This window comes from Catenulispora sp. GAS73 (assembly GCF_041262085.1).
Taxonomy (GTDB): Bacteria; Actinomycetota; Actinomycetes; order Streptomycetales; family Catenulisporaceae; genus Catenulispora.
This window is the reverse complement of record NZ_JBGCCM010000002.1, coordinates 512,739-534,469: the sequence shown is the minus strand read 5'-3', so window position 1 is coordinate 534,469 and position 21,731 is coordinate 512,739. Positions and strand designations below refer to the sequence as shown.

Sequence of the window (21,731 nt, the reverse complement as noted above, 5' to 3'; positions counted from 1 at the left end):
GCCGAAAGCGTGCGGCCCACAGCCACACACCACTGACGACACTGGGGACGCCTGACATGCCACGAGACACTCGAAGCCCGGACGGGGCGGTAGTCGAGTTCGAGAACGTGAGCAAGACCTTCCACTCGCCCAAGGGGCCGGTGCACGCCGTCAACCACCTGACGATGGCGTTGCAGCCCGGCCAGACCATTGCCTTCCTCGGCCCGAACGGCGCCGGGAAGTCCACCTCGCTGAACATGCTGCTCGGGCTGAGCCGGCCCGACTCCGGCCGGGTGGCGCTGTTCGGCGGCACCGCCGCCGACGCCATCAAGCACGGCATGGTCGGGGCGATGCTGCAGTCCGGCGGCCTGATGAGCGACGTGACGGTGCGCGAGCAGGTCGAGCTGTGGGCGAAGCTGCACCCGCGGCCGATCCCGGTCACCGAGGCGCTGAAGCGGGCGAACATCGCCGACCTGGGCGACCGCCGGGTGGACAAGCTGTCCGGCGGGCAGCAGCAGCGCGTGCAGTTCGCGATGGCGATCATCGGCGACAGCCCGCTGATCGTCCTGGACGAGCCCACGACCGGGATGGACGTGGAGAACCGCCAGGCGTTCTGGGCGACCATGCGCGAGCGCGCCTACGAGGGCAAGACGGTGCTGTTCGCCACGCATTACCTGGAAGAGGCGGACCAGTTCGCCGAGCGCGTCATCGTCATCAACAAGGGCCGGCTGCTCGCCGACGGCTCGGCGGCCGAGATCAAGGCCAGCGCCGGCGCCAAGCGGCTGTCGTTCCGGCTGCCCGGAGTGCCGGACGCGGTGCTGCACCGGCTGCCGAACCTGGTGCACGTGGAGCGGCAGGCGGACATCGTGCGGCTGCAGTCCTCCGACTCCGACGCGACGCTGTACGCGCTGCTGGACGCCGGGTACCGGCCGGCCGAGATCGAGATCCAGGCGCTGGGCCTGGAGCAGGCCTTCCTGGCGATCACCGCCGAGGACAACTCCGTCGGGGACACCGACACTGCGACTCTGGAGGCGGCGCGATGAGTGCCACGCTGACGCTCACCAAGCTGGACGTGCTGCGGGTGATCCGCAACGGCCGCTACCTGATCTTCGCGATCGCGATGCCGGCGGCGCTGTACCTGATCATCGGCAAGCAGAGCACACAGGCCGACGGGGTCGACTTCAAGGCCTACTACATGCTGGCGATGGCCACGTACGGCGCGTTCGCCGGGGCCCTGATGAACAACTCCATCCGGATCGCCACCGAGCGCAAGTCCGGCTGGACGCGGCAGCTGCGGCTGACCCCGCTCCCGGGGTGGGGGTACGTCTTCGCCAAGGTGGTCACCTCGCTGGCCACGACGATCCCGTCGGTGCTGGTGGTGTTCGGGATCGGCGCGTTCCTGAACCACGTGGAGATGCCGGCCTGGAAGTGGGTCGTGAACGCCCTGGTGCTGTGGATCGCGTCGATGACCTTCGTCTCGCTGGCGGTGGCGATCGGCTACCGGTTCGACCCGGAGACCGCGCAGCCGGCCGTGATGCTGGTGTTCTTCCCGATGGCGATCCTGGGCGGCCTGTGGTTCCCGCTCGGCGGCACGCTTGAGAAGATCGGCAAGTGGTTCCCGACGTACCAGGCGCACAAGCTGGGGACGGACATCATCAGCAGCGGCAAGGTCTCGGCGACGTCGATCGTCGTGGTGCTGGGCTGGGGCGTGCTCTTCGCCCTGCTGGCGGTCTTCTCGTACCGGTCGGCGAAGGAACAGTGATGTGCCCGGCGGGGTCTCCGGTACCGGGGACCCCGCCGGGTTGCGGAGGGAACCCGTAGGCGAGGCACGATACGGAGGTGATGGACGTGGGGAACGAGCGGTCGGCCGAGGGGCCGTCGGCGACGGCCGAGGAGGGGATGGCCGGCGCCGCGGAAAGGGCCGGCCGTTCGGCCTACGCGGACCCGACGCTGGCGATGCGGGCACCGCGGGTCGGGCAGCCCGGCAAGTACAAGTGGCTGTTCGCCGCCGTCTGGCTGATCTACCTGATCCAGCCATTGCAGAACGCGGTCCACGCGGACCGCTCGCTCGGCTGGAAGGTGCTGAACTTCGCGCTGGTCGTGGCCTTCGCGATGTTGTACTGCGGGCTGGCGTACGCGGTGTACCCGAAGTCCGGGGAGATCGGCATGCCGGTGCGCAACACGCGCGCGGTGGTGCCGGTGCTGACCGTCATGGGCGTCGTGGCCTTCGGCACGAGCGTCTGGGTCAACTCGGACCTGGCCGGGCTGTGGATCTACGTCGGCACCGGCGCCGGGCTCGGGCTGCCGCTGGAGCGGCACCAGGCACTCAAGGGCATCGCGGCGGTGGTCGCGATGCTGGCGTTCTGCGAGGTGATCTCCGGCGCGAACTCCTCCGACTGGCTGCTGCTGACGCTGCCGACCTTCTTCGCCGGGATGGCCACCACCGGCATCCGGCAGATGGCGATCCTCATCGGCCAGCTCCGCGAGGCCCGCGCCCAGGTCGCACACCTGGCGGCGAACGAGGAGCGCCTGCGCCTCGCACGCGACCTGCACGACCTGACCGGCCACTCCCTGGCGACCATCACACTGAAGGCGGAACTGGCCCAGCGCATGCTGGCCAAGGCCCGCGACGTGGCGCCGAAGGGCCCGACCCCGCGCCTGGACGCGGCGCTCACGGAGGTCCGCGAGATCGAGCAGGTCTCGCGCCAGACCCTGACCGACATCCGCCAAGCGGTGAGCGGCTACCGCCGGGCGACACTGGCGGTGGAGGTGGCCTCGGCCCACCTGGCCCTGGACGCGGCCGGCATCAAGCTCGACGCCTCGCCCGACGTCGCCGCCGCCACCGGCGAGTTCGACGCCCAGAGCGAATCGGCCCTCGCCTGGTGCCTACGCGAGGCGGTGACGAACGCCATCCGGCACAGCGCCGCGGAGCACGTGCACGTGACCCTGGTGCGCACCGCCGACGAGATGGTGCTCACCGTCCGCAACGACGGCCGCGGCCTGGCAGCCACGGTCGGAGGCACGGACAACTGCGGCGGCCACGGCCTGACCGGCCTGCGCGAGCGGCTGGACGAGGTCGGCGGCCGGCTGTCGGTGGGCGGGAACGATGGGGACTTCCGGTTGGTGGCGGCGGCGCCGGTGAAGGGGCTCGCGGTTTAGCGCTGGGGGCGGTGGCCGGGCGGCGGCGGATGCGGCAATGTGCGGCGGCCGGGCGGCTGCGGGCATGGGGCTCGCGGCTGGCTGGCCGGGCATGTGCGGTGGCTGGGTGATGGTGCGCGAGGCTGGGCGCGCGGCTGGGTAATGGCGGATGAGGCTGTCTGCGGCGGTGGGACGCGGCAGTGTGCGGTGGTCGGGCGGCTGCGGGGATGGGGCTCGCGGTTTAGCGCTGTGCGGGGCGGTCTTGCGGCTGCGGGGATGGGGCTCGCGGCTGGCTGGCCGGGCATGTGGGGCGGCCGGGTGATGGTGCGCGAGGCTGGGCGCGCGGCTGGGTGGTGGCGGGTAAGGGGCTGTCTGCGGCGGTCGGGTGATGGCGGATGAGTCCGGCGCCGCGGCCGGGTCACGCGAGCGCGGCTCGGCGATGGTGGATGAGGCAGTCTGCGGCGCCGATGAAGTTTTGCGGCATATGTGGCAGGGCTGGCTTTGCGGGCACCCGGCCATGTGCGCGTGAGGCTGTGCGTGGAGGTCGGGCAGTGCGGATGCAGCCGCGTGCGGCGGCGGGATGCGGCTGTTTCGTTCCCGGTAGGTTGGCTCCATGACCACCGCGCCCGCCGACGTCGTCCGCCTGCTGCTCGCCGAGGATCAGGCCATGGTGCGCGGCGCCCTGGCGACGCTGCTCAATCTTGAGGACGACCTGGAGGTTGTCGCGGAGGTGGGGCGGGGCGACGAAGTTCTGGCGGCGGCGAAGGCTGCTGATGTGCGGGTGGCGTTGCTGGACATCGAGATGCCGGGGATGTCCGGGCTTGATGCCGCCGACGTGTTGCATCGGGCGTTGCCGGAGGTGCGCATCATCATCCTGACCACGTTCGGGCGGCCCGGGTTCCTGCGGCGCGCGATGGAGTCGGGGGCTTCGGCGTTCTTGGTGAAGGACGCGCCGGTGGCGGAGTTGGTCGCGGCGATTCGCAAGGTGCTGCGCGGGGAGCGGGTCATCGACCCGGACCTGGCCGCCGCAGCGCTGGCCGCCGGGGAGAATCCGCTGACGCCGCGTGAGCGCGACGTCCTCGCCGCCTCCGCCGACGGCTCCACCATCGCCGACATCGCGCGGCGGCTGCACCTGTCGGAGGGCACGGTGCGCAACTACCTGTCGGCCTGCATCCAGAAGACCGCCGCCCGGAACCGCACCGAGGCGGTCCAGGCGGCGCAGCAGCGCGGCTGGTTGTGATCCGGGCGCTTTGGGCTTGGGCGTCCCAGGCTCACGGGGCCTGTTTGAACGCGGCCACCAGCGCTTCGCCGAGCTTCTCGTTCAGACCGATCGTCCGGAGCTCCTGGGTACCGGGGAGCTTCGAGAGGTTCTTGTTTTGGGCGTGGAACTTGAAGTTGTAGTCGGTAGTGACGCCGCGGATGGTGAAGGTCATGTCGAACACGCCGTCGTAGCTGGACGTGTTCGCCGGGGAGGACTGCCACTCGACGTCGTGTCCGAGGAATCGGGCGTCGCTGCACTGATTCGGTTTGTCGCAGTACCAGGATTCGTTGTAAGGGCCCTGAGTGATGCCGGCCTGCAGGCTGTAGGCCCGGCCGGACGGCTCGACGACATCGAGCATGATGCCGAACAGGGGGCCGGTGAACTTCTTCTGCGCCGGGCTGTCGGCGAAGGCCTTGACGTTCTTCACCGTGCTGCCGGCCGGCAGCGCCGCCTCCAAGGACTTGACGGCCGCCTGCGCCGTCGGCTGGTCGTCCTCGCGGGTCAAGCCCCAGTTGGTGCCCAGCGGTTTCGACGGCATCGGCGTCGGGGGTGCCGTCGCGCGGTCCACAGCCGCGCCCGGGCTCGCGTGCCCCACCACGAAGACCGCCGCGACCACCGCAGCCGTGGTGACGCCCGCCCCGCCGGCGGCCAGCACCCGCTGCCGCATCCGCCGACGCCGTCCCAGGGCCCGGGCTCGATGGTGCAGGTCGACCAGGACCGGCACCTCCTCCGGCGCCGCCGCCGCGAGCCAGTGCTCGATGTCCTGCCTCTGGTCGTGGTCTTGCTCGGTTCCCCGTTCGAGTTCCTGTCCTCGTTCGAGTTCCTGTCCTCGTTCGAGTTCCTGTCCTCGTTCGTGTTCCTGCCCGTGGTCGTGCATGCTCGGCCTCCTCACGAGGTGAGATCCAGCGCCTGGTCCCCGAGGACCGAGCGCAACTGCTGGAGACCACGGTGGGTGTGCGACTTCACCGAGCCGTCGGAGATGCCGAGCGCCGCAGCCGTCTCGGCGACGCTGCGGTCCTCCCAGAACCGCAGGACCAGCACGGCGCGGTAGCGCGGCGTGACCTCGGCCAGCGCGGCCAGTAGAGTCAGGCGGACGTCGCTGGCAGTGCCAATGCCAGCGACGTCCGGTACCGCCGCGCTCAAGATCTCCCGCCTCCGGCGCCGCCGGTAGGTGTCGACGAAGGTCCGGAACAGCATCCGGTGCACGTAAGCGTCGATCTGCTCCAGGCGCTGAATCCGGTTCCAGCCCAGGTACACCTTCGCCAGCGCGTTCTGCGTCAGGTCCTCGGCCAGATGCCAGTCCCCGCACAACAGATACGCGGTGCGCAGCAGCCGTTGCTGCCGTGCGAGGACGAACTCGTCGAACTCCCGCTCGCGCTCTTCCCGCATCCGCCGCTCCCTCCGTGGTCACCCCACTGACGAAGCGGCGGACGCAGAGGGTTGCGTCACGCGCCGAGCAGACAGTGCCTCAGAACGCGAACACATCCCCGGTCGCTCTGGCCAGCCATCCGCCATTCGTGTACTTGTGACTCCACGCGACCCTGGCACCCTCCCACGTTCCCGCCGCCCTGGCCTCCACCGGCGCCACCACCGCCGGCGCCAGCCACGTCGGGTGCACCGACAGCGCGTCGAAGTTCCCGTGCACCGCGGCCAGTTGCTCGCACGCCGAGGTTGCGTCCTTCAGCCCGCCGAGACCGTGGATCACCGGCGCCGCGCCCTCCGTCGTGGTGGATGTGCACAGTAAGTACGTGACCTGCGTCTGCCCGCTCGTGGCGTCCACGCGCTTGAGGTGCAGACCGCCGAGCAGGTGAACCGTGAAGCCGTCAGACGCCTGAGCGGCCCCGGCCCCGGCGGTGAGCCCCGCCGCGGAGAGCAGCGCGGTGACGGTGACGGCTGCGAAGCGGCGCATCGTCGATCCCTTCGTCGGAGATGCCGCCGGCCACGGATCGGCCGACGGGCAGCACCTCCCAGCGTCCCGCGAACCGCCGCCGCAAAAGCGGAAGACCCGCCGAATTCACTCTCGGCGGGTCTTCGCGGTGTAACAGGTCAAGCAGGTCAATCAGGTCGAGACATTTAAAAAGATCAAACAGCTCAAATCACCCTGCGGGTGATCAGCGCCCGCTTCACCTCGGCGATGGCCTGCGTGATCTGGATCCCGCGCGGGCACGCCTCGGTGCAGTTGAACGTGGTCCGGCAGCGCCACACGCCCTCGCGGTCGTTCAGGATCTCCAGGCGCTCGTTCGCCCCGTCGTCGCGGGAGTCGAAGATGAACCGGTGCGCGTTGACGATCGCCGCCGGGCCGAAGTACTGCCCGTCGGCCCAGAACACCGGGCACGACGTGGTGCACGCCGCGCACAGGATGCACTTGGTGGTGTCGTCGAAGCGGTCGCGGTCCTTCTGCGACTGGATCCGCTCGCGCGTGGGCTCGTTGCCGTGCGCGATCAGGAACGGCTTGACGTCGCGGTAGGCCTGGAAGAACGGCTCCATGTCGACCACGAGGTCCTTCAGCACCGGCAGGCCCTGGATCGGCTCGACGGTGATGGGCTTGCTCGGGTTCAGGTCCTTCACCAGGGCCTTGCACGCCAGCCGGTTCTTGCCGTTGATCCGCATCGCATCCGAGCCGCAGACGCCGTGCGCGCAGGAGCGCCGGAACGTCAGCGAGCCGTCCTGCTCCCACTTGATCTTGTGCAGCGAGTCCAGGATGCGTGCCGTCGGGTCCGCGGTGACCTGGTAGTCGACCCAGTGCGGGGCGGCGTCGACTTCCGGGTTGTAGCGCCGGATGCGGACCGTGATGGTCATCATCGCGATGCCGGCCTTGCCGGAGGCCGACGTCTCGACGTGCTCTTGCACAGTTGCGGTACTCATCAGTACTTACGCTCCGTCGGCTGGTAGCGGGTGACGATGACGGGCTTGTAGTCCAGGCGGATCTTGTAACCGCCCTCGCCGTCCTTCTCCCGGTAGGCCATCGTGTGCTTCTGCCAGTTCACGTCGTCCCGCGTCGGGTAGTCCTCGCGGGCCTGCGCGCCGCGCGACTCGGTCCGGTTGCGGGCGCCGAGGACCAGGATCTCGGCCAGGTCCAGCAGGAAGCCCAGCTCGACGGCCTCCAGCAGGTCGGTGTTGAACCGCTTGCCCTTGTCCTGGACGGCGACGTCCCGGTACCGGCGCTGCAGCTCCTTGACGTCCTTCTCGGCCTGCGCCAGCGTCTCGTCGTTGCGGTACACGCCGGCGTTCTGGTCCATCGTGGTCTGCAGCTCGGACCGGATCTGCGCGACGCGCTCGTGGCCGGTGGAGGTGCGCAGGCCCTCGACCATCGACACCACGGCCTGCTCCGGCTCGGCCGGCAGCGGCTTGAGCTCGGCGCCGACCGCGTACTCCGCGGCGTGGATGCCCGCGCGGCGGCCGAAGACGTTGATGTCCAGCAGCGAGTTGGTGCCCAGGCGGTTGGAGCCGTGGACCGACACGCACGCCACCTCGCCGGCCGCGTACATGCCCTTCACGACGGTGTCGTTGTCGGCCAGCACCTCGCCGGAGACGTTGGTCGGCACGCCGCCCATCGCGTAGTGCGCCGTCGGGTACACCGGCACCAGCTCCGTCGTCGGCTCGACGCCGAGGTAGGTGCGGGCGAACTCGGTGATGTCCGGCAGCTTCTCCTCGATCTGCTCGGCCGGCAGGTGCGTCAGGTCCAGGTAGACGTAGTCCTTGTTGGGCCCGGCGCCGCGGCCGTCGCGGACCTCCAGCACCATGGAGCGCGCGACGATGTCGCGGGGTGCCAGGTCCTTGATGGTCGGGGCGTAGCGCTCCATGAAGCGCTCGCCGTCGGCGTTGCGCAGGATGCCGCCCTCGCCGCGGGCGCCCTCGGTGAGCAGGATGCCCAGGCCCGCCAGGCCCGTCGGGTGGAACTGGTAGAACTCCATGTCCTCCAGCGGCAGCCCGCGGCGCCACACGATGCCCATGCCGTCGCCGGTCAGGGTGTGCGCGTTCGAGGTGGTCTTGAAGACCTTGCCGAAGCCGCCGGTGGCCAGGATGACGGCCTTGCCGCGGAAGATGTGGATCTCGCCGGTGGCCAGCTCCAGCGCCACGACGCCGGCGGCGTACTTGGTGCCGTCCGCGTCCTCGTGCAGCAGCAGGTCCAGGACGTAGAACTCGTTGTAGAACTCGACTTCCTGCTTGACGCAGTTCTGGTACAGCGTCTGCAGGATCATGTGGCCGGTGCGGTCCGCGGCGTAGCAGGACCGGTGCACCGGCGCCTTGCCGTGGTCCTTGGTGTGCCCGCCGAAGCGCCGCTGGTCGATCTTGCCCTCGGGGGTCCGGGAGAAGGGCAGGCCCATCTTCTCCAGGTCCAGGACGGCGTCGATCGCCTCCTTGCACATGATCTCGGCGGCGTCCTGGTCGACCAGGTAGTCGCCGCCCTTCACGGTGTCATAGGTGTGCCACTCCCAGTTGTCGTCCTCGACGTTGGCCAGCGCGGCGCACATGCCGCCCTGCGCCGCGCCGGTGTGGGAGCGGGTCGGGTACAGCTTCGTCAGCACGGCCGTGCGGCTGCGCTTGGAGGCCTCCAGGGCCGCGCGCATGCCCGCGCCGCCGGCGCCGACGATGATGGTGTCGTAAGTGTGGATCTGAGGTGCCATGCGCGCGCCTAGCCCTTGATGCTCGGGTCGAACGTGAAGATGACCAGGGTGCCGAGGAAGATCGTCAGCACGGAGGCCGTGTACAGCAGGCCCTTGAGGATCGCGCGGGTGCGGTCCTTGTCGGCGTAGTCGTTGATGACCGTGCGCATGCCGTTGGTGCCGTGGATCATGGCCAGCCACAGCTGGAGCAGGTCCCAGAACTGCCACCACGGCGAGGCCCAGCGGCCGGCGACGAAGGCGAAGCCGATCTTCTCCACGCCGCCGTCGGTGACCATCATGATGAACAGGTGGCCCAGGACCAGGAAGACCAGCAGGACCCCGGAGGCCCGCATGAACAGCCAGGAGTAGAGCTCGAAGTTGCCCCGGGTGACCTGGCCCGGGCCCTTGCGGCTGCGGAAGCGCCGGGAGCGGCCGGGGTTGCCGGTGCGCGGCGGTTCGAGTGCGATGTGAGAAGAGGACATAGGACCGGTCACCACCCGAACCACTCGTGGAAGGTGTGCTGCATCATCGGCTCCAGGAAGCCGAGCATCAGCACCGCCCACAGACCGACGACGACCCAGAGCAGCTGGCGCTGGTACTTCGGCCCCTTGCTCCAGAAGTCGATGGCGATGATCCGCAGGCCGTTGAAGGCGTGGAACATGACGGCGCCGACCAGGCCGACCTCTAGGAGGTTCACCACGGGGTTCTTGTACGTGCCGATGACCTGGTTGTACGTGTGCGGACTGACGCGGACCAGCGCCGTGTCGAGCACGTGTGCGAACAGGAAGAAGAACACGAGGACGCCGGTGACGCGTTGCGCGACCCAGCTCCACATGCCTTCCCGGCCGCGGTAGAGGGTGCCCTTGGCGCCCTGAGCTCCGCTTGCCATGCCCAGCCTCTCAGGTGGTGAAGTAGCTGACGAGACGGCTACCGATACCGTGCGCAGCTGTCATGACGTGCGGACAGGCTTCGATGCCAGCGGTCATGCTAACGATCATCAAGTGGACAAAACGGACTCGCAAGCCGAGTGTGACCAACTCCTCAGGGCCCGCACGCCGAATGGGTTGCATCAGGGCCTGTGAGGGATTTGCCAACGTTTTCGTTGGCTTAAATACGTCGCGGACGCGGTGCGAGTGCGCAGGTTGCGGGGCGGTAACGACCGCGGGCGCGATGGGTATTGCGGAAACTAGAACACGTTATTACGGTGCCCCTACACCGGAAGCTGACAACCCGTCAGAAGACTCGGCCGGGAGGCGCTCGCATGTCCGTCACGACCAAGCCCGCGATCCCGGTGAACCGGGACTTCACCGATCCGGACCTGTACGAGGAACGGATGCCGTTCGAGGAGTTCGCCGAGCTGCGGCGGACCGCGCGGCTGTGGTGGTGCGCCACCCCGGACTCCCAGCAGCCGTTCGGCGACGACGGGTACTGGGTGGCCTCGCGCCACGCCGACGTCAAGTACGTCTCCACGCACCCGGAACTGTTCGCCTCCTCGCCGAACACCGCCCTGGTGCGCTTCGGCCCCCGCGTGACGCGCGAAGACCTGGACATGCAGAAGGTCATCATGCTGAACGCAGACGCCCCGGACCACACCAAGATGCGCAACATCGTCCAGCGCGGCTTCACCCCGCGCTCGATCAACGCGCTGGAGTCGGTGCTGAAGGAGCGCACACGCCGGATCGTCGCCGAGGCGGCGGAGCGGGGGAGCGGGAACTTCGTCACGGACCTGGCCGGTGAGCTGCCGCTGCAGGCGATCGCCGACCTGATCGGGGTGCCGCAGGAGGACCGCTGGAAGCTGTTCGAGTGGTCGAACACGATGACCGGCTACGACGACCCGGATCTGAACGTCAGCGAGGAGGACGGCAAGAACGCCTCCATCGAGCTGCTGGTGTACGCGATGGAGCTGGCGGCGAAGCGGCGGGAGCACCCCGAGGACGACATCGTCACCAAGCTCATCCAGGCCGACCGCGGCGACGGCTTCGGGAAGCTGAACGACGACGAGTTCGGCTTCTTCGTGATGATGCTGGTGGTGGCCGGCAACGAGACCACGCGGAACGCGATCACGCACGGGATGAGGGCGTTCTTCGACAACCCGGCGCAGTGGGAGCTCTATAAGAAGGAGCGGCCCAAGACCGCCGCGGACGAGATCGTCCGCTGGGCGACGCCGATCATCTCCTTCCAGCGCACCGCGGCGGCCGACACCCTGGTCGGGGACGTCGAGGTCAAGGCCGGGCAGCGGGTGGTGATGCTGTACTCGTCGGCGAACTACGACGAGAGCGTGATCTCGGACCCGCACACGTTCGACATCACCCGCGACCCCAACCCGCACCTCGGGTTCGGGGGCGGCGGGCCGCACTACTGCCTGGGTGCGAACCTGGCGAAGATGGAGATCAACCTGATGTTCGAGGCGCTGGCCGATCTGACGCCGGGGCTGGCTCCGGACGGCGAGGTGCGGCGGCTGCGGTCGGCGTGGATCAACGGGATCAAGGCGCTGCCGGTGCGGTACGTCTGAGGCGGTACGTCTCGGGCCGTACGCCCGAGGTCGTACGTCTGAAGCGGTACGTCTGAAGGCTGGGGTCGGTAGGGGTACCGCAGGCGGCGCCGGGCTGGTGGCATGGGGTGCAATCGGCGGGTGACGTGCGCTTCAAGGCTGTCCGTTGGTGCGCTTTAGGCGTACCGAATAACCTGCGGTCAGGAGGCCGCGTTCCCTCGCCGCGAGCCCCGTAGCCGTTAGGAGCGCCGAAGGTGTCATCGCTGAGCGAGTCCGGCCTGCCGATCGAGCCCGTGTACGGCCCGTCCGCGCTGAGCGGCTGGGACCCGGCCGCCAAGCTGGGGGAGCCGGGCGCCTTCCCGTTCACCCGCGGAGTGTACCCGACGATGTACACCGGCAAGCCGTGGACGATGCGCCAGTACGCCGGCTTCGGCACCGCGGCGGAGTCCAACCGGCGCTACCACCAGCTGATCGACGCCGGGACCATGGGGCTGTCGGTGGCCTTCGACCTGCCGACCCAGATGGGCTACGACTCCGACGAGGCGATCGCGGCCGGCGAGGTGGGCAAGGTCGGCGTGGCGATCGACTCGGTCGAGGACATGCGCGTGCTGTTCGACGGCATCCCCCTGGGCGAGGTCTCCACGTCGATGACGATCAACGCCCCGGGCGCCGTCCTGCTGCTGATGTACCAACTGGTCGGCGAGGACCAGGGGGTGCCGTCGGACCGCCTGACCGGCACCATCCAGAACGACATCCTGAAGGAGTACATCGCCCGCGGGACGTACATCTTCCCGCCGAAGCCGTCCCTCCGCCTGGTGTCGAACGTCTTCCAGTACTGCCACCGCGAAGTCCCGAAGTGGAACACCATCTCCATCAGCGGCTACCACATGGCCGAGGCGGGGGCGACCCCCGCGCAGGAGATCGCCTTCACTCTGGCGAACGGGATCGAGTACGTACGCGCGGCCGTGGCGTCGGGACTGGACGTCGACGACTTCGCGCCCCGGCTGTCGTTCTTCTTCGTCGCCCGCACAACGTTGCTGGAGGAGATCGCGAAGTTCCGGGCAGCGCGCCGCATCTGGTCCCGCGTGATGCGCGACGAGTTCGGCGCGAAGAACTCGAAGTCGCAGATGCTGCGCTTCCACACACAGACGGCCGGAGTGCAACTCACGGCGCAGCAGCCGGAGGTCAACCTGGTACGCGTGGCGCTGCAGGGCCTCGGCGCCGTGCTCGGCGGCACGCAGTCGCTCCACACGAACTCGTTCGACGAGGCCATCGCCCTGCCGACGGAGAAGGCGGCGCGCCTGGCGCTGCGGACGCAGCAGGTGATCGCGTACGAGTCGGACGTCACGAAGACGGTGGACCCCTTCGCGGGCTCCTACGCCATCGAGGCCATGACCGACGAAGTCGAGACCGCGGCGCTGGAGCTGATGGCACGCGTCGAGGACTACGGCGGGGCCGTCGCCGGCATCGAGGCGGGCTTCCAGAAGCAGGAGATCGAGCGCTCGGCGTACCAGATCACCCAGGAGATCGACAGCGGAAAGCGCACAGTCGTCGGCGTGAACAAGTACACGATCGACGTCGAGGAACCCTACGAACCCCTGCGCGTGAACCCCGCGATCGAAGCCCAGCAGGCGGAACGCCTGGCGAAGCTGCGCACCGAGCGCGACAACGCGGCGGTGTCGAAGGCCCTGGACGCGATGAAGCGCGCCGCGGGGACGGACACGGAGAACGTGATGTATCCGATGCGGGAGGCTTTGGCCGCGCGGGCGACTGGCGGCGAGGTGAGCCATGCGCTGCGGGAGGTGTGGGGGACTTATGTGCCAGCGGATGCTTTTTAGTCACTCTTTGGGGTGGCGAATGGGGCGGATCGGCCCCGATCCGTGCGATCGGGGCTTCAGGCGGCTACAGTCGGTGGTGTAGCTGCGGCCCGTTGACGCGGGACCACCGCAGCTGGCTAAGCAAGGTCCTGGCCATTGGCCGGGACCTTTGCCATTTCAGACTTCCCGAGGGCCATCGGGGTCGATGTAGTCCTCGTACCACGTCCAGCAGAACTCCCTGCCCGGCCGCCTGATCACTGATTGGAAGGCGGTGTAGGCGACGATGTCCGCGATCTGGACCCACTGGCTCTCGTCGGACGGCTGGAACAGCGGGCCCCCGATGAGCTGTCGCCCGCTGAGGTCGAGGCCCCGGAACAGGCGAAAGTACTCACGGCAGCTACTGTCGCCCTCGCCGTCGATGATCATGACCCCTTGAAGTCCTGTGAGGAACAGCCTTCTGTCGATGCCGAGCACCAACTTGCAGAATGTGTCTCGCATGACGTCTGCGAAGCGGCTTGGTCTGTGTGGGGATCTCCGGTAGACAGCGCCTACGTTGACCCCGGGCAGCTCACTGATCGTCTTGAGCGCGTCGAGGAAGATCTCGTGGCGCAATTCCTTGGATTTGTTCACTTTTTCCTCCGCTGACGGACGGCCGCGACCGCTCAGAAACTTCACCGCATGGATCTCGACTTCTTCCGGAATTTGGTGGAGTTCGAACAGGCGACCGCGGAATCGGAGCCAGACAGCCAATGCGGTCATGGCCTGTTCGGGGTCGACCTCGATCCAGGAGTAGACGGCGATACCCGCCTTGTTGTCGCCCGAATCGTCGACGTAGTACATGCGAAAACTCATGCGCCAGACGCTAAATCTGTTCGAATCGCCCAAGTCCAGCATTCCGGACGAGTGCCACCCGAACGTGTATTTCCCGTCACCCTCACCCCGCCTGGCCTTCCGCTACCCTCGGGCAACCCCGCCCGCGCGCCTCGTGCTCTAGGTAGGGCGGAAGGGGGTCGCGATGCGGCGGAGTGCGATCGCGGGGGCTGGTGCCGATGGCGGCGCTGGGGACGTGGGGGTGGGCGGCGTGGTGGAGGCTGATGCCGACCTTGATGGCGAGTTCCAGGCGTACATGGCGGCTCGGTGGCCGGTGTTGGTGCGGACGGCTTTTTTGTTGAGCGGGGATCGGTTTCTGGCTGAGGACTTGGCTCAGACCGCTCTGACTCGGGTCTACGCGTCGTGGCGGCGGGTGCGGCGGGCTGATGACGTTGACGCGTACGTGCGGCGGGTGCTGGTCAACGCGAATTCGGGACGCTTTCGGAAGCGGCGGGTCGCCGAGCATCTGGTGGCCGTGCCGGTTGACGGGCGCTCGCATGTGCCGCATGAGCCGATCGCGCAGCGGTCCGCGCTGATGGCGGCGTTGGCCGAGCTGCCCGCGCGGCAGCGGGCGGTCGTGGTGCTGCGGTACTGGGAGGACCTCTCGGAGCGCGACGTCGCCTCGGTCATGGGGTGCTCGGTCGGGACCGTCAAGAGTCAGGCCTCGAAGGCGCTCGCCCGGCTGCGGGCCAGCGCCGTGCTGGTCGATCGCGACTTCCATCGTGACTTCCATCGCGACTCCACCGTGGAGGAATCCGGAAGGAAGGAACCGGAATGAGTGACCAGTCAGAGTACGAACACAGGCACGACAGTCCGTACGCCGACCTGCACGACGCCTTCGGCGCCGAGGTCGCCGACCTCGACATCGGCGCCACCCCGGTCGGCGCGGTGATGAGGGGCGGCGCGGCGTTGCGCACTAGGCGCCGCCTCACCGCGGTCTCGGGAGTGGCGGCGCTCGCCGTGCTGCCGGTCGCCGCGGTGACGATCTTCGCCGGCGGTGGCGGGGCGGGAGCCGGGCCTGGGACGTTGAAGTCGGCAGCCAACACCAACAGCACCGGCCCCGGTCAGGCCGAATCCTCGGCTCCGGCCGTCACCAAAACCCCGACCCAGAGCCCCAGCACGTCGATCATCCTCCCCCAACTGACCCGGAGCATCGGCGCCCCGAACCCCAACGACCTCGTCACCGTCGTCGCCAGCGGCACCATCGACGGCAAGCAGTGGCGCCTGGTGCGCGACCTGTTCGTCGTCTCCAAGAGCCAGTCCATGATGTTGGGCCTCGGCAGCCACCTGCCGATCTCCGAGAAGGGCAAGGCCGGCACCGCCACCTGCGACTACACCGGTTTGCAGTGGGGCAGCAACCCGCCCGGATCGCAGCCGGACTTCGACTCCGGCGGCCAGTGCGGCGGCGACGTCGAGTCCCAGCGCGGGCCGCTGTCGTCCGGCATGGTCTCGCATTCCAGCGGTCTCGCGCTGTGGTCGTTCATCGGCCGCGTCGACTCGGCGAAGGTGGCCTCGGCGTCCCTCACTATCGGCGACCTCACCACCGCCCCGCAGTCGATCGTCCCGGTCCCGGGGGAGAACGACGGCTACTACGTGGTCCTGCTGCCGGCGCTCAGCGACCAGGACCAGCAGGCCATGAAGTACTACACGACCTACGACGCCACCGGTCACGTCGTGGACCACGTCCAGTTCGGCTGACCGACGCCCGGCGGAAGCGCCGCCGCGCCGGACGCCCCGACCGACATGCGCGGAGCGGTCTCAGGCCAACTCGACTGACCTGAGACCGCGACTACCATGGTCGCAGATCTGCGCACACGGATCCGGTATAAACACAGATCTTGCACAGACACGGATCTTGCACAGACACAGATAAGCGCGTTCCGCGCCAGCTCCACCAGCGATCGGCGGCGTCAATGGGTGTCAACATGGGGATCGGCAAGTACGGCCGACGTGTCGCGGCGAAGGCCAAGCGCGAGGTCACCGGCATGTTCCGGGCCAAGCCGTACGATCCCCGGCACCCGCTCCCGCCGGCCCGCGACATCGCCCCCGCCGAGCACGTCAGCGCCGCCGGGGAGCCCGTCTGGTCGCCCAAATCCGGCGGCACCTGCGCCAGCAGCGACGTCGAGGGCCGCATCCGCGCCTACGCCTCGGCCACCAGCGTGAACCGCGGCACCGGCATCGACTTCATGGTGTCGGTGAACCCTCCGCAGCGCTTCACCGTCGAGGTGTTCCGGGTCGGCGCCGAGGATGTCAGCGTCCTGAAGACCGAGGCGCTCGACGGTGCGCCCCAGCCCTGGTCCTCGCTCGACCTCACCACCCGCACCATCACCTGCGACTGGACCCCGACCTGGCACCTCGACGTGCCGGCCGGCTGGCGCAGCGGGATCCACGTCGCGAAGCTCCGCACCGACGACGGGCTACAGACCTGCGTGCCTTTCGTGGTGCGTGACGACGCGGGGAGCCACGATATCCTCGTGGGGCTGCCGTTCCCGACCTACCAGGCGTACAACGAGTACCCCAAGGACAAGAAGACCGGCGCGAGCCTGTACTACGCCTGGGAAGACGGCAAGATCTACACCGAGGGCAAGGCCGCGACGAAGGTCAGCTTCGAGCGGCCGTACCACGTCACCGGGCTGCCGGCGAACTTCGACCTGGACACGTCGTTCGCCAAGTGGGTCGAGACGTGGGCCGACGCGCACGGCAAGAGCGTCGGCTACGCCGACAGCGCCGACCTGCACGACGGGACCGTGGACCCGACGCGTTACAAGGCCCTGATCTTCCCCGGGCACGACGAGTACTGGTCGGCGCCGATGCGCGACGCGCTCGACAAGGCGTTGGCGAACGGGGCGAACGTCGCGTTCCTGGCCGCGAACAACGTGTACTGGCGGATCCGGCTGGAGGACGGCGGCCGGACCGTCGTCTGCTACAAGAACCGGCCCGACCCCGGCGCGGCCACGGCGAACGAGCGGACCGCGCAGTGGCGGCAGGCCGGGCGTCCGGAGCAGGCGGTGCTCGGTGCGCAGTACGTGTCGACGCTGAAGGGCACGGCTCCGCTGGTCGTGGACAACGCCGCGCACTGGTTCTGGGACGGGACGGGGGTCCGGAACGGCGAGCAGATCCCCGAGCTGCTGTGGGGGGAGTGCGACCAGGTGCAGCCGTGGATTCAGAGCCCTGACGGCGTCGAGATCCTGGCCGCGTCGCCGTACACCGGCCAGGGGCAGCCGCGGATCCAGCACACGGTGCTGCACCGGACACCGGCCGGGGGGCTGGTCTTCGACGGCGGGACGTTCCACTGGGCGAAAGGCCTGTCCGCGCACGGGATCGCGGACTCGCGGATCCAGCGTGCGACGGCGAACCTGCTGGAGCGCATGCTGGGCTGACGGCCCGCGCACGGCTGCTGTTCAGTATCGAATCAGGATCCTGTCGGCGCGACCGTCGGGCCCGGGCGCGAAGTCGACGGAGGGCGGCGGGACGCCTTCGAGGCCGCCGACATCCGTGCCGGACAGCGCCGCCCTGGCGACGGCGGCGCGCATCCGGGCCGACCACAGATCGGCGCGCAACAGGACCTTGCGATAGGCGCCGGGGTCGACGAGGCCGGCGTGCAGATCCAGGCTGGTCGCGAAGTCGGTGGCGGCCAGCGGCTCGACGAACGCGGCGTCGGCGCCGAACCCGGCGGGCAGCCCGTTGCCCGCGAAGGGGCGGTCGAACGACAGCGCCCGGGCCCGCCGCACATCCGCGATCGGCCACGGATTCGCGGCGGTGTACGCGGCGAACGGGAGGACCACGAGCGTCGGGAACCCCGCGGCCAGCGGCCCGCGCACGACGAAGGGCACATAGGCGCTCCGGCCGCGCATCGCCACGACCGACAGGAGCGGCGCGTCCACGGTGAAGCGCGCGACGTACAGGCCCGGCGGCCAGGACTCGGGGATGTCGAGCAGGAGCGAGGGCTCCCAGTCGCACCAGGTGAGGGGCACGCCGACGTCGCCGGGCAGGTCTGCGGCGGCCGGGCCTGCGCCGACCTGCGGGGCGCCGGGCGGATGAGGGCCGCCGATATCACCGCCAGCTTGCTCGCCACCGCCACGAGCCGAACTTGGCCCGCCATCGAATCCGCTGCCGACCACATCAGCCGCGGCCTCGCCCCGCGCTGCACTGCGCCCGCCGCCGAAATCATCGCCGGCCTGCCTGCCATCGCTGAGAGCCGAACCGGCTCCGCCGTCAGAGGTGCTGCCGCGGCCCGCGCCGCGCTCGCCACCGAATCCGCCGCCGGCCGTACCAGCCGCCGCCTCGCCCCGCGCCGAACCCCGCCCGCCGCTGAAGCCATCGCCCTCGTGAAGGCCACCCTCGTGAAGGCCACCCCCCGCCCCCGCCACCCGCACCCAAGCCACCACCGCCCCGTCCTGGTCCTCCCCGACGAAGCGCACCGCGGGCGTCGGCACCGCCGTCCCGATCCGCCGTACGGCGACCGAGCAGGCGGCGCCGCTGGGCACCGAGACGCGGAACTCCATCGTGCCGCCGGCCGGGGCGCTGGGGGCCGAGGCGTAGGCCTGGATGGCGCGGCGGGTTCCTCCCGGCAGGGGGAGTCTGGGGTTCGGGAGTCGGGCGGGCCTGCGGGTCTTCACAATCCGTCACCCTGACATGACCAGGTCGGGGAAAGGCGTTCCTACCCATGTGGGCCATGGCGCAATCCTCCTATCGGGTCAGAAAGTCGCGATCTTCTTCACCCGATCAGCGCATCATTTGACCGACTGGCCCCACAGTCCGGTGCCCGGGGCCTACCCTTGGGCAATGGACCAGGCTCACGAAGTGCCGGTCGCCAGCGACTCGGCTCCGGCATCGGATCAGTACACGCACGTCCTCGACGTCGCGGGACACCTCGTGCCCGAGCTGGTCCTTTTCCGTCGAGACCTGCACGCCAACCCCGAGCTGAGCCGTGCCGAATTCCGTACCACCGCGGCCATCGCCGCGCGGCTGGAGCGGGCCGGGCTCGCCCCGCGGGTGCGCGGGGTGGGGACCGGGCTGGTCTGCGACATCGTGCCGGCCGGCGCCGAGAAGCTGCCGTTCCTGGCCTTCCGGGCCGACATCGACGCGCTGCCGATCGAGGAGGACAACGAGCTCGACTTCCGCTCGCGGGTCCCCGGGGTGATGCACGCCTGCGGCCACGACGTGCACGCCGCCGTGGTGCTCGGCGCCGGGCTGACCCTGGCCGAACTGGCCCGCGAGGGCCGGCTGGCGCGGCCGGTGCGGCTGATCTTCCAGCCCGCCGAGGAGGTCATGCCCGGCGGGGCGCTGGACATGGTGGCCGACGGTGCGCTCTACGGGGTCAGCAAGATCCTGTCCGTGCACTGCGACCCGAAGCTGGACGCCGGCCAGGTGGGCCTGCGCACCGGCGCGCTGACCGCGGCCTGCGACCTGGTCTCGCTCACCCTGGACGGCCCCGGCGGCCACACCTCCCGGCCGCACCTGACCGCCGACCTGGTCTACGCGCTGGCCTCGATCGTGGCCGAGGTGCCGGCGGCGCTGTCCCGGCGCATCGACCCGCGGGCCGGCCTGTCGCTGGTCTGGGGCCAGATCTCGGCCGGCAGCGCGCCGAACGCCATCCCCGGCCACGGCTCGGCCCGCGGCACCATCCGCACCCTGGACCAGGACGCCTGGAACCAGGCCCCGGACGTGGTGCACGAGCTCATCGACGCGATCGCCGCGAAGTTCGGCGTCAAGCACACCCTGGACTACGTGCAGGGCGTGCCGCCGGTGGTGAACGAGGCCGAGTCGGTGGCGCTGCTGCGCACCGCGGCCTCCCGGGCCCTGGGCGGCGAGGCGGTCCGCAGCACCCCGCAGTCGCTCGGCGGCGAGGACTTCGCCTGGTACCTGCAGCGGGTGCCCGGCGCGATGGCCCGGCTCGGCGTGCGCACCCCCGGCGACAAGGCCGTGCGCGATCTGCATCAGGGGACGTTCCTGGCCGACGAGGGCGCGATCGCGGCCGGGGTCCGGATGCTCGCCACCGCCGCGCTGTGCGACTGGATCAGCTGACCGCCGACCGCCGGGCCGCGCCGACCGTCAGGCGAACTCCGCACGACGCGGACTTAACGGGACCTCAACGCCCAAGTAGCCGGAAAACGCCCCGCCGGCACCACGATGACGCGGCGGAGACTACCTCTTTGTGGTTTATGCCCTTTTCCCGACGCTTCGTCGGTCCTTGGTGCGTGCGCCCCGTAATCCCCCGGCGGCGTCGTGCGATCATGCCAAAAAGTTCGCACGTTCCGGGATCACAGGTGTATTGCGATGTGGCCCCGCAAGCGCTGAACTGACTGACCAATAGGTACGCCCTGCTTAGTCTGTCTACCGTCGTCCACATCGTGGCTGTGTTTTCGAAAACTTCTGGAGGGGGAGCCGTGCGCACCACCAACATGACCAGGATCGCCGCCACCGCCGCCGTGGTGGCCCTGGCCGCCGCGGGCTGCGGCTCGAAGTCGACCGCTTCGTCGAGCTCGACCGGGTCCTCGACCTCGACCTCGGGGTCGTCCTCGTCCACGTCGTCGTCCGGCGGCTCCACCTCGAACGCCAACTTCCAGGCGTGCATGGTGACCGACACCGGCGGCATCGACGACCGCTCGTTCAACGCCTCGGCCTGGAAGGGCATGCAGGACGCCCAGTCCGACGGCAAGGCCAAGGTCAAGTACGTGCAGTCGGCCACCGAGAACGACTACGTCACGAACATCACCAGCCTTGAGGCGCAGAACTGCAACCTGATCGTCACCGTCGGCGGCCTGATGGCCGACGCGACCGACAGCCAGGCCGCGGCCAAGCCCGGCCAGAACTTCGCGATCGTCGACAACGGCTCGGCGGACAGCAAGACCAACAAGCCGGTGCCGAACGTGCACGGCATGGAGTTCAACACCGCGCAGGGCGGCTTCCTGGCCGGCTACCTGGCTGCCGCGTCGTCCAAGTCCGGTGTGGTGGCCACCTGGGGCGGCCTGAACATCCCGCCGGTGACCATCTACATGGACGGCTTCTGGGAAGGCGTCCAGTACTACAACACGGCCAAGAGCAAGAGCGTCAAGGTTCTGGGCTGGGACGAGACCAACCCCAGCAGCGGCACCTTCTCGAACTCCTTCACGGACACCAACAAGGGCAAGTCCATCACCGACGGCTTCATCAACCAGGGCGCCGACATCATCTTCCCGGTCGCCGGCGGCGCCGGGCGCGGTGCGACCGCCTCGGCCAAGGGTGGCAAGGCGAAGGTCATCTGGGTCGACACCGACGGCTGCGTCTCGGACAACGAGGACTGCTCGGTGTTCCTGGCCTCGGTGACCAAGGGCATCGAGAACGCGGTGAAGAAGACCGTCGAGGACGCCGCGGCCGGCAACTTCAAGGGCGGCACGCAGGACATCCTGGACCTGTCCAGCGGCGGCACCGACCTGGTCTACGGCCAGCAGCTGGGCACCTCGATCCCGTCCGACCTGCAGACCGAGATCACGAACCTGAAGTCGCAGATCACCAGCGGCGCGATCAAGATCAAGTCGCCGTCCCAGCCGAAGTAAGCGACACCCCCTTTCGAGAAGCGATCAACA

At 69.2% G+C, this 21,731-nt stretch carries 20 protein-coding genes; 11 read left to right on the top strand and 9 right to left on the bottom strand.

The features are described from left to right. Window positions 1-56 precede the first annotated feature (56 nt). From ABH935_RS04930 to ABH935_RS04915, 4 genes are all read left to right on the top strand, one after another. Complete coding sequence (locus ABH935_RS04930; RefSeq protein ID WP_370376535.1) at window positions 57-1,022, top strand: ABC transporter ATP-binding protein; 966 nt, start codon at window positions 57-59, stop codon at window positions 1,020-1,022. Further along, window positions 1,019-1,741, top strand: a complete 723-nt coding sequence (locus ABH935_RS04925; RefSeq protein ID WP_370376534.1) for an ABC transporter permease — start codon at window positions 1,019-1,021, stop codon at window positions 1,739-1,741. The genes ABH935_RS04930 and ABH935_RS04925 overlap by 4 nt, the downstream gene beginning before the upstream one ends. A gap of 80 nt (window positions 1,742-1,821) precedes the next feature. Beyond that, window positions 1,822-3,138 (top strand): sensor histidine kinase, encoded by a 1,317-nt coding sequence (locus tag ABH935_RS04920; protein WP_370376569.1) that lies wholly within the window; start codon window positions 1,822-1,824, stop codon window positions 3,136-3,138. 592 nt (window positions 3,139-3,730) lie between these two features. Further along, window positions 3,731-4,357, top strand: a complete 627-nt coding sequence (locus tag ABH935_RS04915; protein WP_370376533.1) for a response regulator — start codon at window positions 3,731-3,733, stop codon at window positions 4,355-4,357. Window positions 4,358-4,388: 31 nt separating this feature from the next. On the opposite strand, the gene ABH935_RS04910 is transcribed toward ABH935_RS04915, so the two are convergent. The 7 genes from ABH935_RS04910 to sdhC form a co-directional block, all read right to left on the bottom strand. Then, entirely contained in the window at window positions 4,389-5,255 is an 867-nt protein-coding gene (locus ABH935_RS04910; protein WP_370376532.1) for a hypothetical protein, read from the bottom strand. A gap of 11 nt (window positions 5,256-5,266) precedes the next feature. Beyond that, the gene (locus ABH935_RS04905) at window positions 5,267-5,767 is read right to left on the bottom strand and encodes a SigE family RNA polymerase sigma factor (RefSeq protein WP_370376531.1); all 501 of its coding nucleotides are present in this window, start codon (window positions 5,765-5,767) and stop codon (window positions 5,267-5,269) included. A 79-nt stretch (window positions 5,768-5,846) separates the two neighbouring features. Then, window positions 5,847-6,287, bottom strand: a complete 441-nt coding sequence (locus ABH935_RS04900; protein ID WP_370376530.1) for an SSI family serine proteinase inhibitor — start codon at window positions 6,285-6,287, stop codon at window positions 5,847-5,849. A gap of 182 nt (window positions 6,288-6,469) precedes the next feature. Beyond that, entirely contained in the window at window positions 6,470-7,243 is a 774-nt protein-coding gene (locus ABH935_RS04895) for a succinate dehydrogenase iron-sulfur subunit (RefSeq protein WP_370354214.1), read from the bottom strand. Beyond that, entirely contained in the window at window positions 7,243-9,006 is a 1,764-nt protein-coding gene (sdhA, locus tag ABH935_RS04890) for a succinate dehydrogenase flavoprotein subunit (protein ID WP_370376529.1), read from the bottom strand. The genes ABH935_RS04895 and sdhA overlap by 1 nt, the downstream gene beginning before the upstream one ends. 8 nt (window positions 9,007-9,014) lie before the next feature. Beyond that, window positions 9,015-9,467: a succinate dehydrogenase hydrophobic membrane anchor subunit gene (locus ABH935_RS04885; protein WP_370376528.1), complete on the bottom strand. Its 453-nt coding sequence runs from the start codon at window positions 9,465-9,467 to the stop codon at window positions 9,015-9,017. An 8-nt stretch (window positions 9,468-9,475) separates the two neighbouring features. Beyond that, complete coding sequence (gene sdhC / locus ABH935_RS04880) at window positions 9,476-9,874, bottom strand: succinate dehydrogenase, cytochrome b556 subunit (RefSeq protein WP_370376527.1); 399 nt, start codon at window positions 9,872-9,874, stop codon at window positions 9,476-9,478. 372 nt (window positions 9,875-10,246) lie between these two features. Between sdhC and ABH935_RS04875 the strand changes: the two genes are divergently transcribed. Together ABH935_RS04875 and ABH935_RS04870 are read left to right on the top strand one after the other, a co-directional pair. Further along, a complete protein-coding gene (locus tag ABH935_RS04875; RefSeq protein ID WP_370376526.1) occupies window positions 10,247-11,497 on the top strand; it encodes a cytochrome P450 in 1,251 nt (416 codons plus the stop codon). Window positions 11,498-11,730: 233 nt separating this feature from the next. Next, window positions 11,731-13,314 (top strand): methylmalonyl-CoA mutase, encoded by a 1,584-nt coding sequence (locus tag ABH935_RS04870; protein ID WP_370376525.1) that lies wholly within the window; start codon window positions 11,731-11,733, stop codon window positions 13,312-13,314. A 156-nt stretch (window positions 13,315-13,470) separates the two neighbouring features. Here ABH935_RS04870 and ABH935_RS04865 read toward each other — a convergent pair whose 3' ends face one another. Next, window positions 13,471-14,145 carry a DUF3800 domain-containing protein gene (locus ABH935_RS04865; RefSeq protein WP_370376524.1) on the bottom strand — a complete coding sequence of 225 codons (675 nt, stop codon included), beginning with the start codon at window positions 14,143-14,145 and terminating at the stop codon, window positions 13,471-13,473. A gap of 163 nt (window positions 14,146-14,308) precedes the next feature. Between ABH935_RS04865 and ABH935_RS04860 the strand changes: the two genes are divergently transcribed. The 3 genes from ABH935_RS04860 (at window position 14,309) to ABH935_RS04850 (ending at window position 17,543) form a co-directional block, all read left to right on the top strand. After that, window positions 14,309-14,941 carry a SigE family RNA polymerase sigma factor gene (locus tag ABH935_RS04860; RefSeq protein ID WP_370376523.1) on the top strand — a complete coding sequence of 211 codons (633 nt, stop codon included), beginning with the start codon at window positions 14,309-14,311 and terminating at the stop codon, window positions 14,939-14,941. Further along, window positions 14,938-15,861, top strand: a complete 924-nt coding sequence (locus ABH935_RS04855) for a hypothetical protein (RefSeq protein ID WP_370376522.1) — start codon at window positions 14,938-14,940, stop codon at window positions 15,859-15,861. Before ABH935_RS04860 ends, ABH935_RS04855 begins: the two co-directional genes overlap by 4 nt. Before the next feature lie 227 nt (window positions 15,862-16,088). Further along, window positions 16,089-17,543, top strand: a complete 1,455-nt coding sequence (locus ABH935_RS04850) for a N,N-dimethylformamidase beta subunit family domain-containing protein (protein ID WP_370376521.1) — start codon at window positions 16,089-16,091, stop codon at window positions 17,541-17,543. Between the two features lie 21 nt (window positions 17,544-17,564). Here ABH935_RS04850 and ABH935_RS04845 read toward each other — a convergent pair whose 3' ends face one another. Further along, window positions 17,565-18,782 carry a N,N-dimethylformamidase beta subunit family domain-containing protein gene (locus ABH935_RS04845; RefSeq protein ID WP_370376520.1) on the bottom strand — a complete coding sequence of 406 codons (1,218 nt, stop codon included), beginning with the start codon at window positions 18,780-18,782 and terminating at the stop codon, window positions 17,565-17,567. 166 nt (window positions 18,783-18,948) lie between these two features. On the opposite strand from ABH935_RS04845, the gene ABH935_RS04840 reads away from it, so the two are divergent. Together ABH935_RS04840 and ABH935_RS04835 are read left to right on the top strand one after the other, a co-directional pair. Beyond that, window positions 18,949-20,190 carry an amidohydrolase gene (locus ABH935_RS04840; protein WP_370376519.1) on the top strand — a complete coding sequence of 414 codons (1,242 nt, stop codon included), beginning with the start codon at window positions 18,949-18,951 and terminating at the stop codon, window positions 20,188-20,190. A 362-nt stretch (window positions 20,191-20,552) separates the two neighbouring features. Next, the gene (locus tag ABH935_RS04835; protein WP_370376518.1) at window positions 20,553-21,701 is read left to right on the top strand and encodes a BMP family protein; all 1,149 of its coding nucleotides are present in this window, start codon (window positions 20,553-20,555) and stop codon (window positions 21,699-21,701) included. Window positions 21,702-21,731 lie beyond the last annotated feature (30 nt).

Bases quoted from the DNA above. Each gene is read 5' to 3' on its own strand.
- sdhC (WP_370376527.1), bottom strand. From the start codon at position 9,874: ATGGCAAGCGGAGCTCAGGGCGCCAAGGGCACCCTCTACCGCGGCCGG.
- ABH935_RS04915 (WP_370376533.1), top strand. From the start codon at position 3,731: ATGACCACCGCGCCCGCCGACGTCGTCCGCCTGCTGCTCGCCGAGGAT.
- ABH935_RS04875 (WP_370376526.1), top strand. From the start codon at position 10,247: ATGTCCGTCACGACCAAGCCCGCGATCCCGGTGAACCGGGACTTCACC.
- ABH935_RS04910 (WP_370376532.1), bottom strand. From the start codon at position 5,255: ATGCACGACCACGGGCAGGAACACGAACGAGGACAGGAACTCGAACGA.
- ABH935_RS04900 (WP_370376530.1), bottom strand. From the start codon at position 6,287: ATGCGCCGCTTCGCAGCCGTCACCGTCACCGCGCTGCTCTCCGCGGCG.
- ABH935_RS04860 (WP_370376523.1), top strand. From the start codon at position 14,309: ATGCGGCGGAGTGCGATCGCGGGGGCTGGTGCCGATGGCGGCGCTGGG.
- ABH935_RS04895 (WP_370354214.1), bottom strand. From the start codon at position 7,243: ATGAGTACCGCAACTGTGCAAGAGCACGTCGAGACGTCGGCCTCCGGC.
- ABH935_RS04930 (WP_370376535.1), top strand. From the start codon at position 57: ATGCCACGAGACACTCGAAGCCCGGACGGGGCGGTAGTCGAGTTCGAG.
- ABH935_RS04885 (WP_370376528.1), bottom strand. From the start codon at position 9,467: ATGTCCTCTTCTCACATCGCACTCGAACCGCCGCGCACCGGCAACCCC.
- sdhA (WP_370376529.1), bottom strand. From the start codon at position 9,006: ATGGCACCTCAGATCCACACTTACGACACCATCATCGTCGGCGCCGGC.
- ABH935_RS04920 (WP_370376569.1), top strand. From the start codon at position 1,822: ATGGACGTGGGGAACGAGCGGTCGGCCGAGGGGCCGTCGGCGACGGCC.
- ABH935_RS04905 (WP_370376531.1), bottom strand. From the start codon at position 5,767: ATGCGGGAAGAGCGCGAGCGGGAGTTCGACGAGTTCGTCCTCGCACGG.
- ABH935_RS04865 (WP_370376524.1), bottom strand. From the start codon at position 14,145: ATGAGTTTTCGCATGTACTACGTCGACGATTCGGGCGACAACAAGGCG.
- ABH935_RS04925 (WP_370376534.1), top strand. From the start codon at position 1,019: ATGAGTGCCACGCTGACGCTCACCAAGCTGGACGTGCTGCGGGTGATC.
- ABH935_RS04855 (WP_370376522.1), top strand. From the start codon at position 14,938: ATGAGTGACCAGTCAGAGTACGAACACAGGCACGACAGTCCGTACGCC.
- ABH935_RS04850 (WP_370376521.1), top strand. From the start codon at position 16,089: ATGGGGATCGGCAAGTACGGCCGACGTGTCGCGGCGAAGGCCAAGCGC.
- ABH935_RS04840 (WP_370376519.1), top strand. From the start codon at position 18,949: ATGGACCAGGCTCACGAAGTGCCGGTCGCCAGCGACTCGGCTCCGGCA.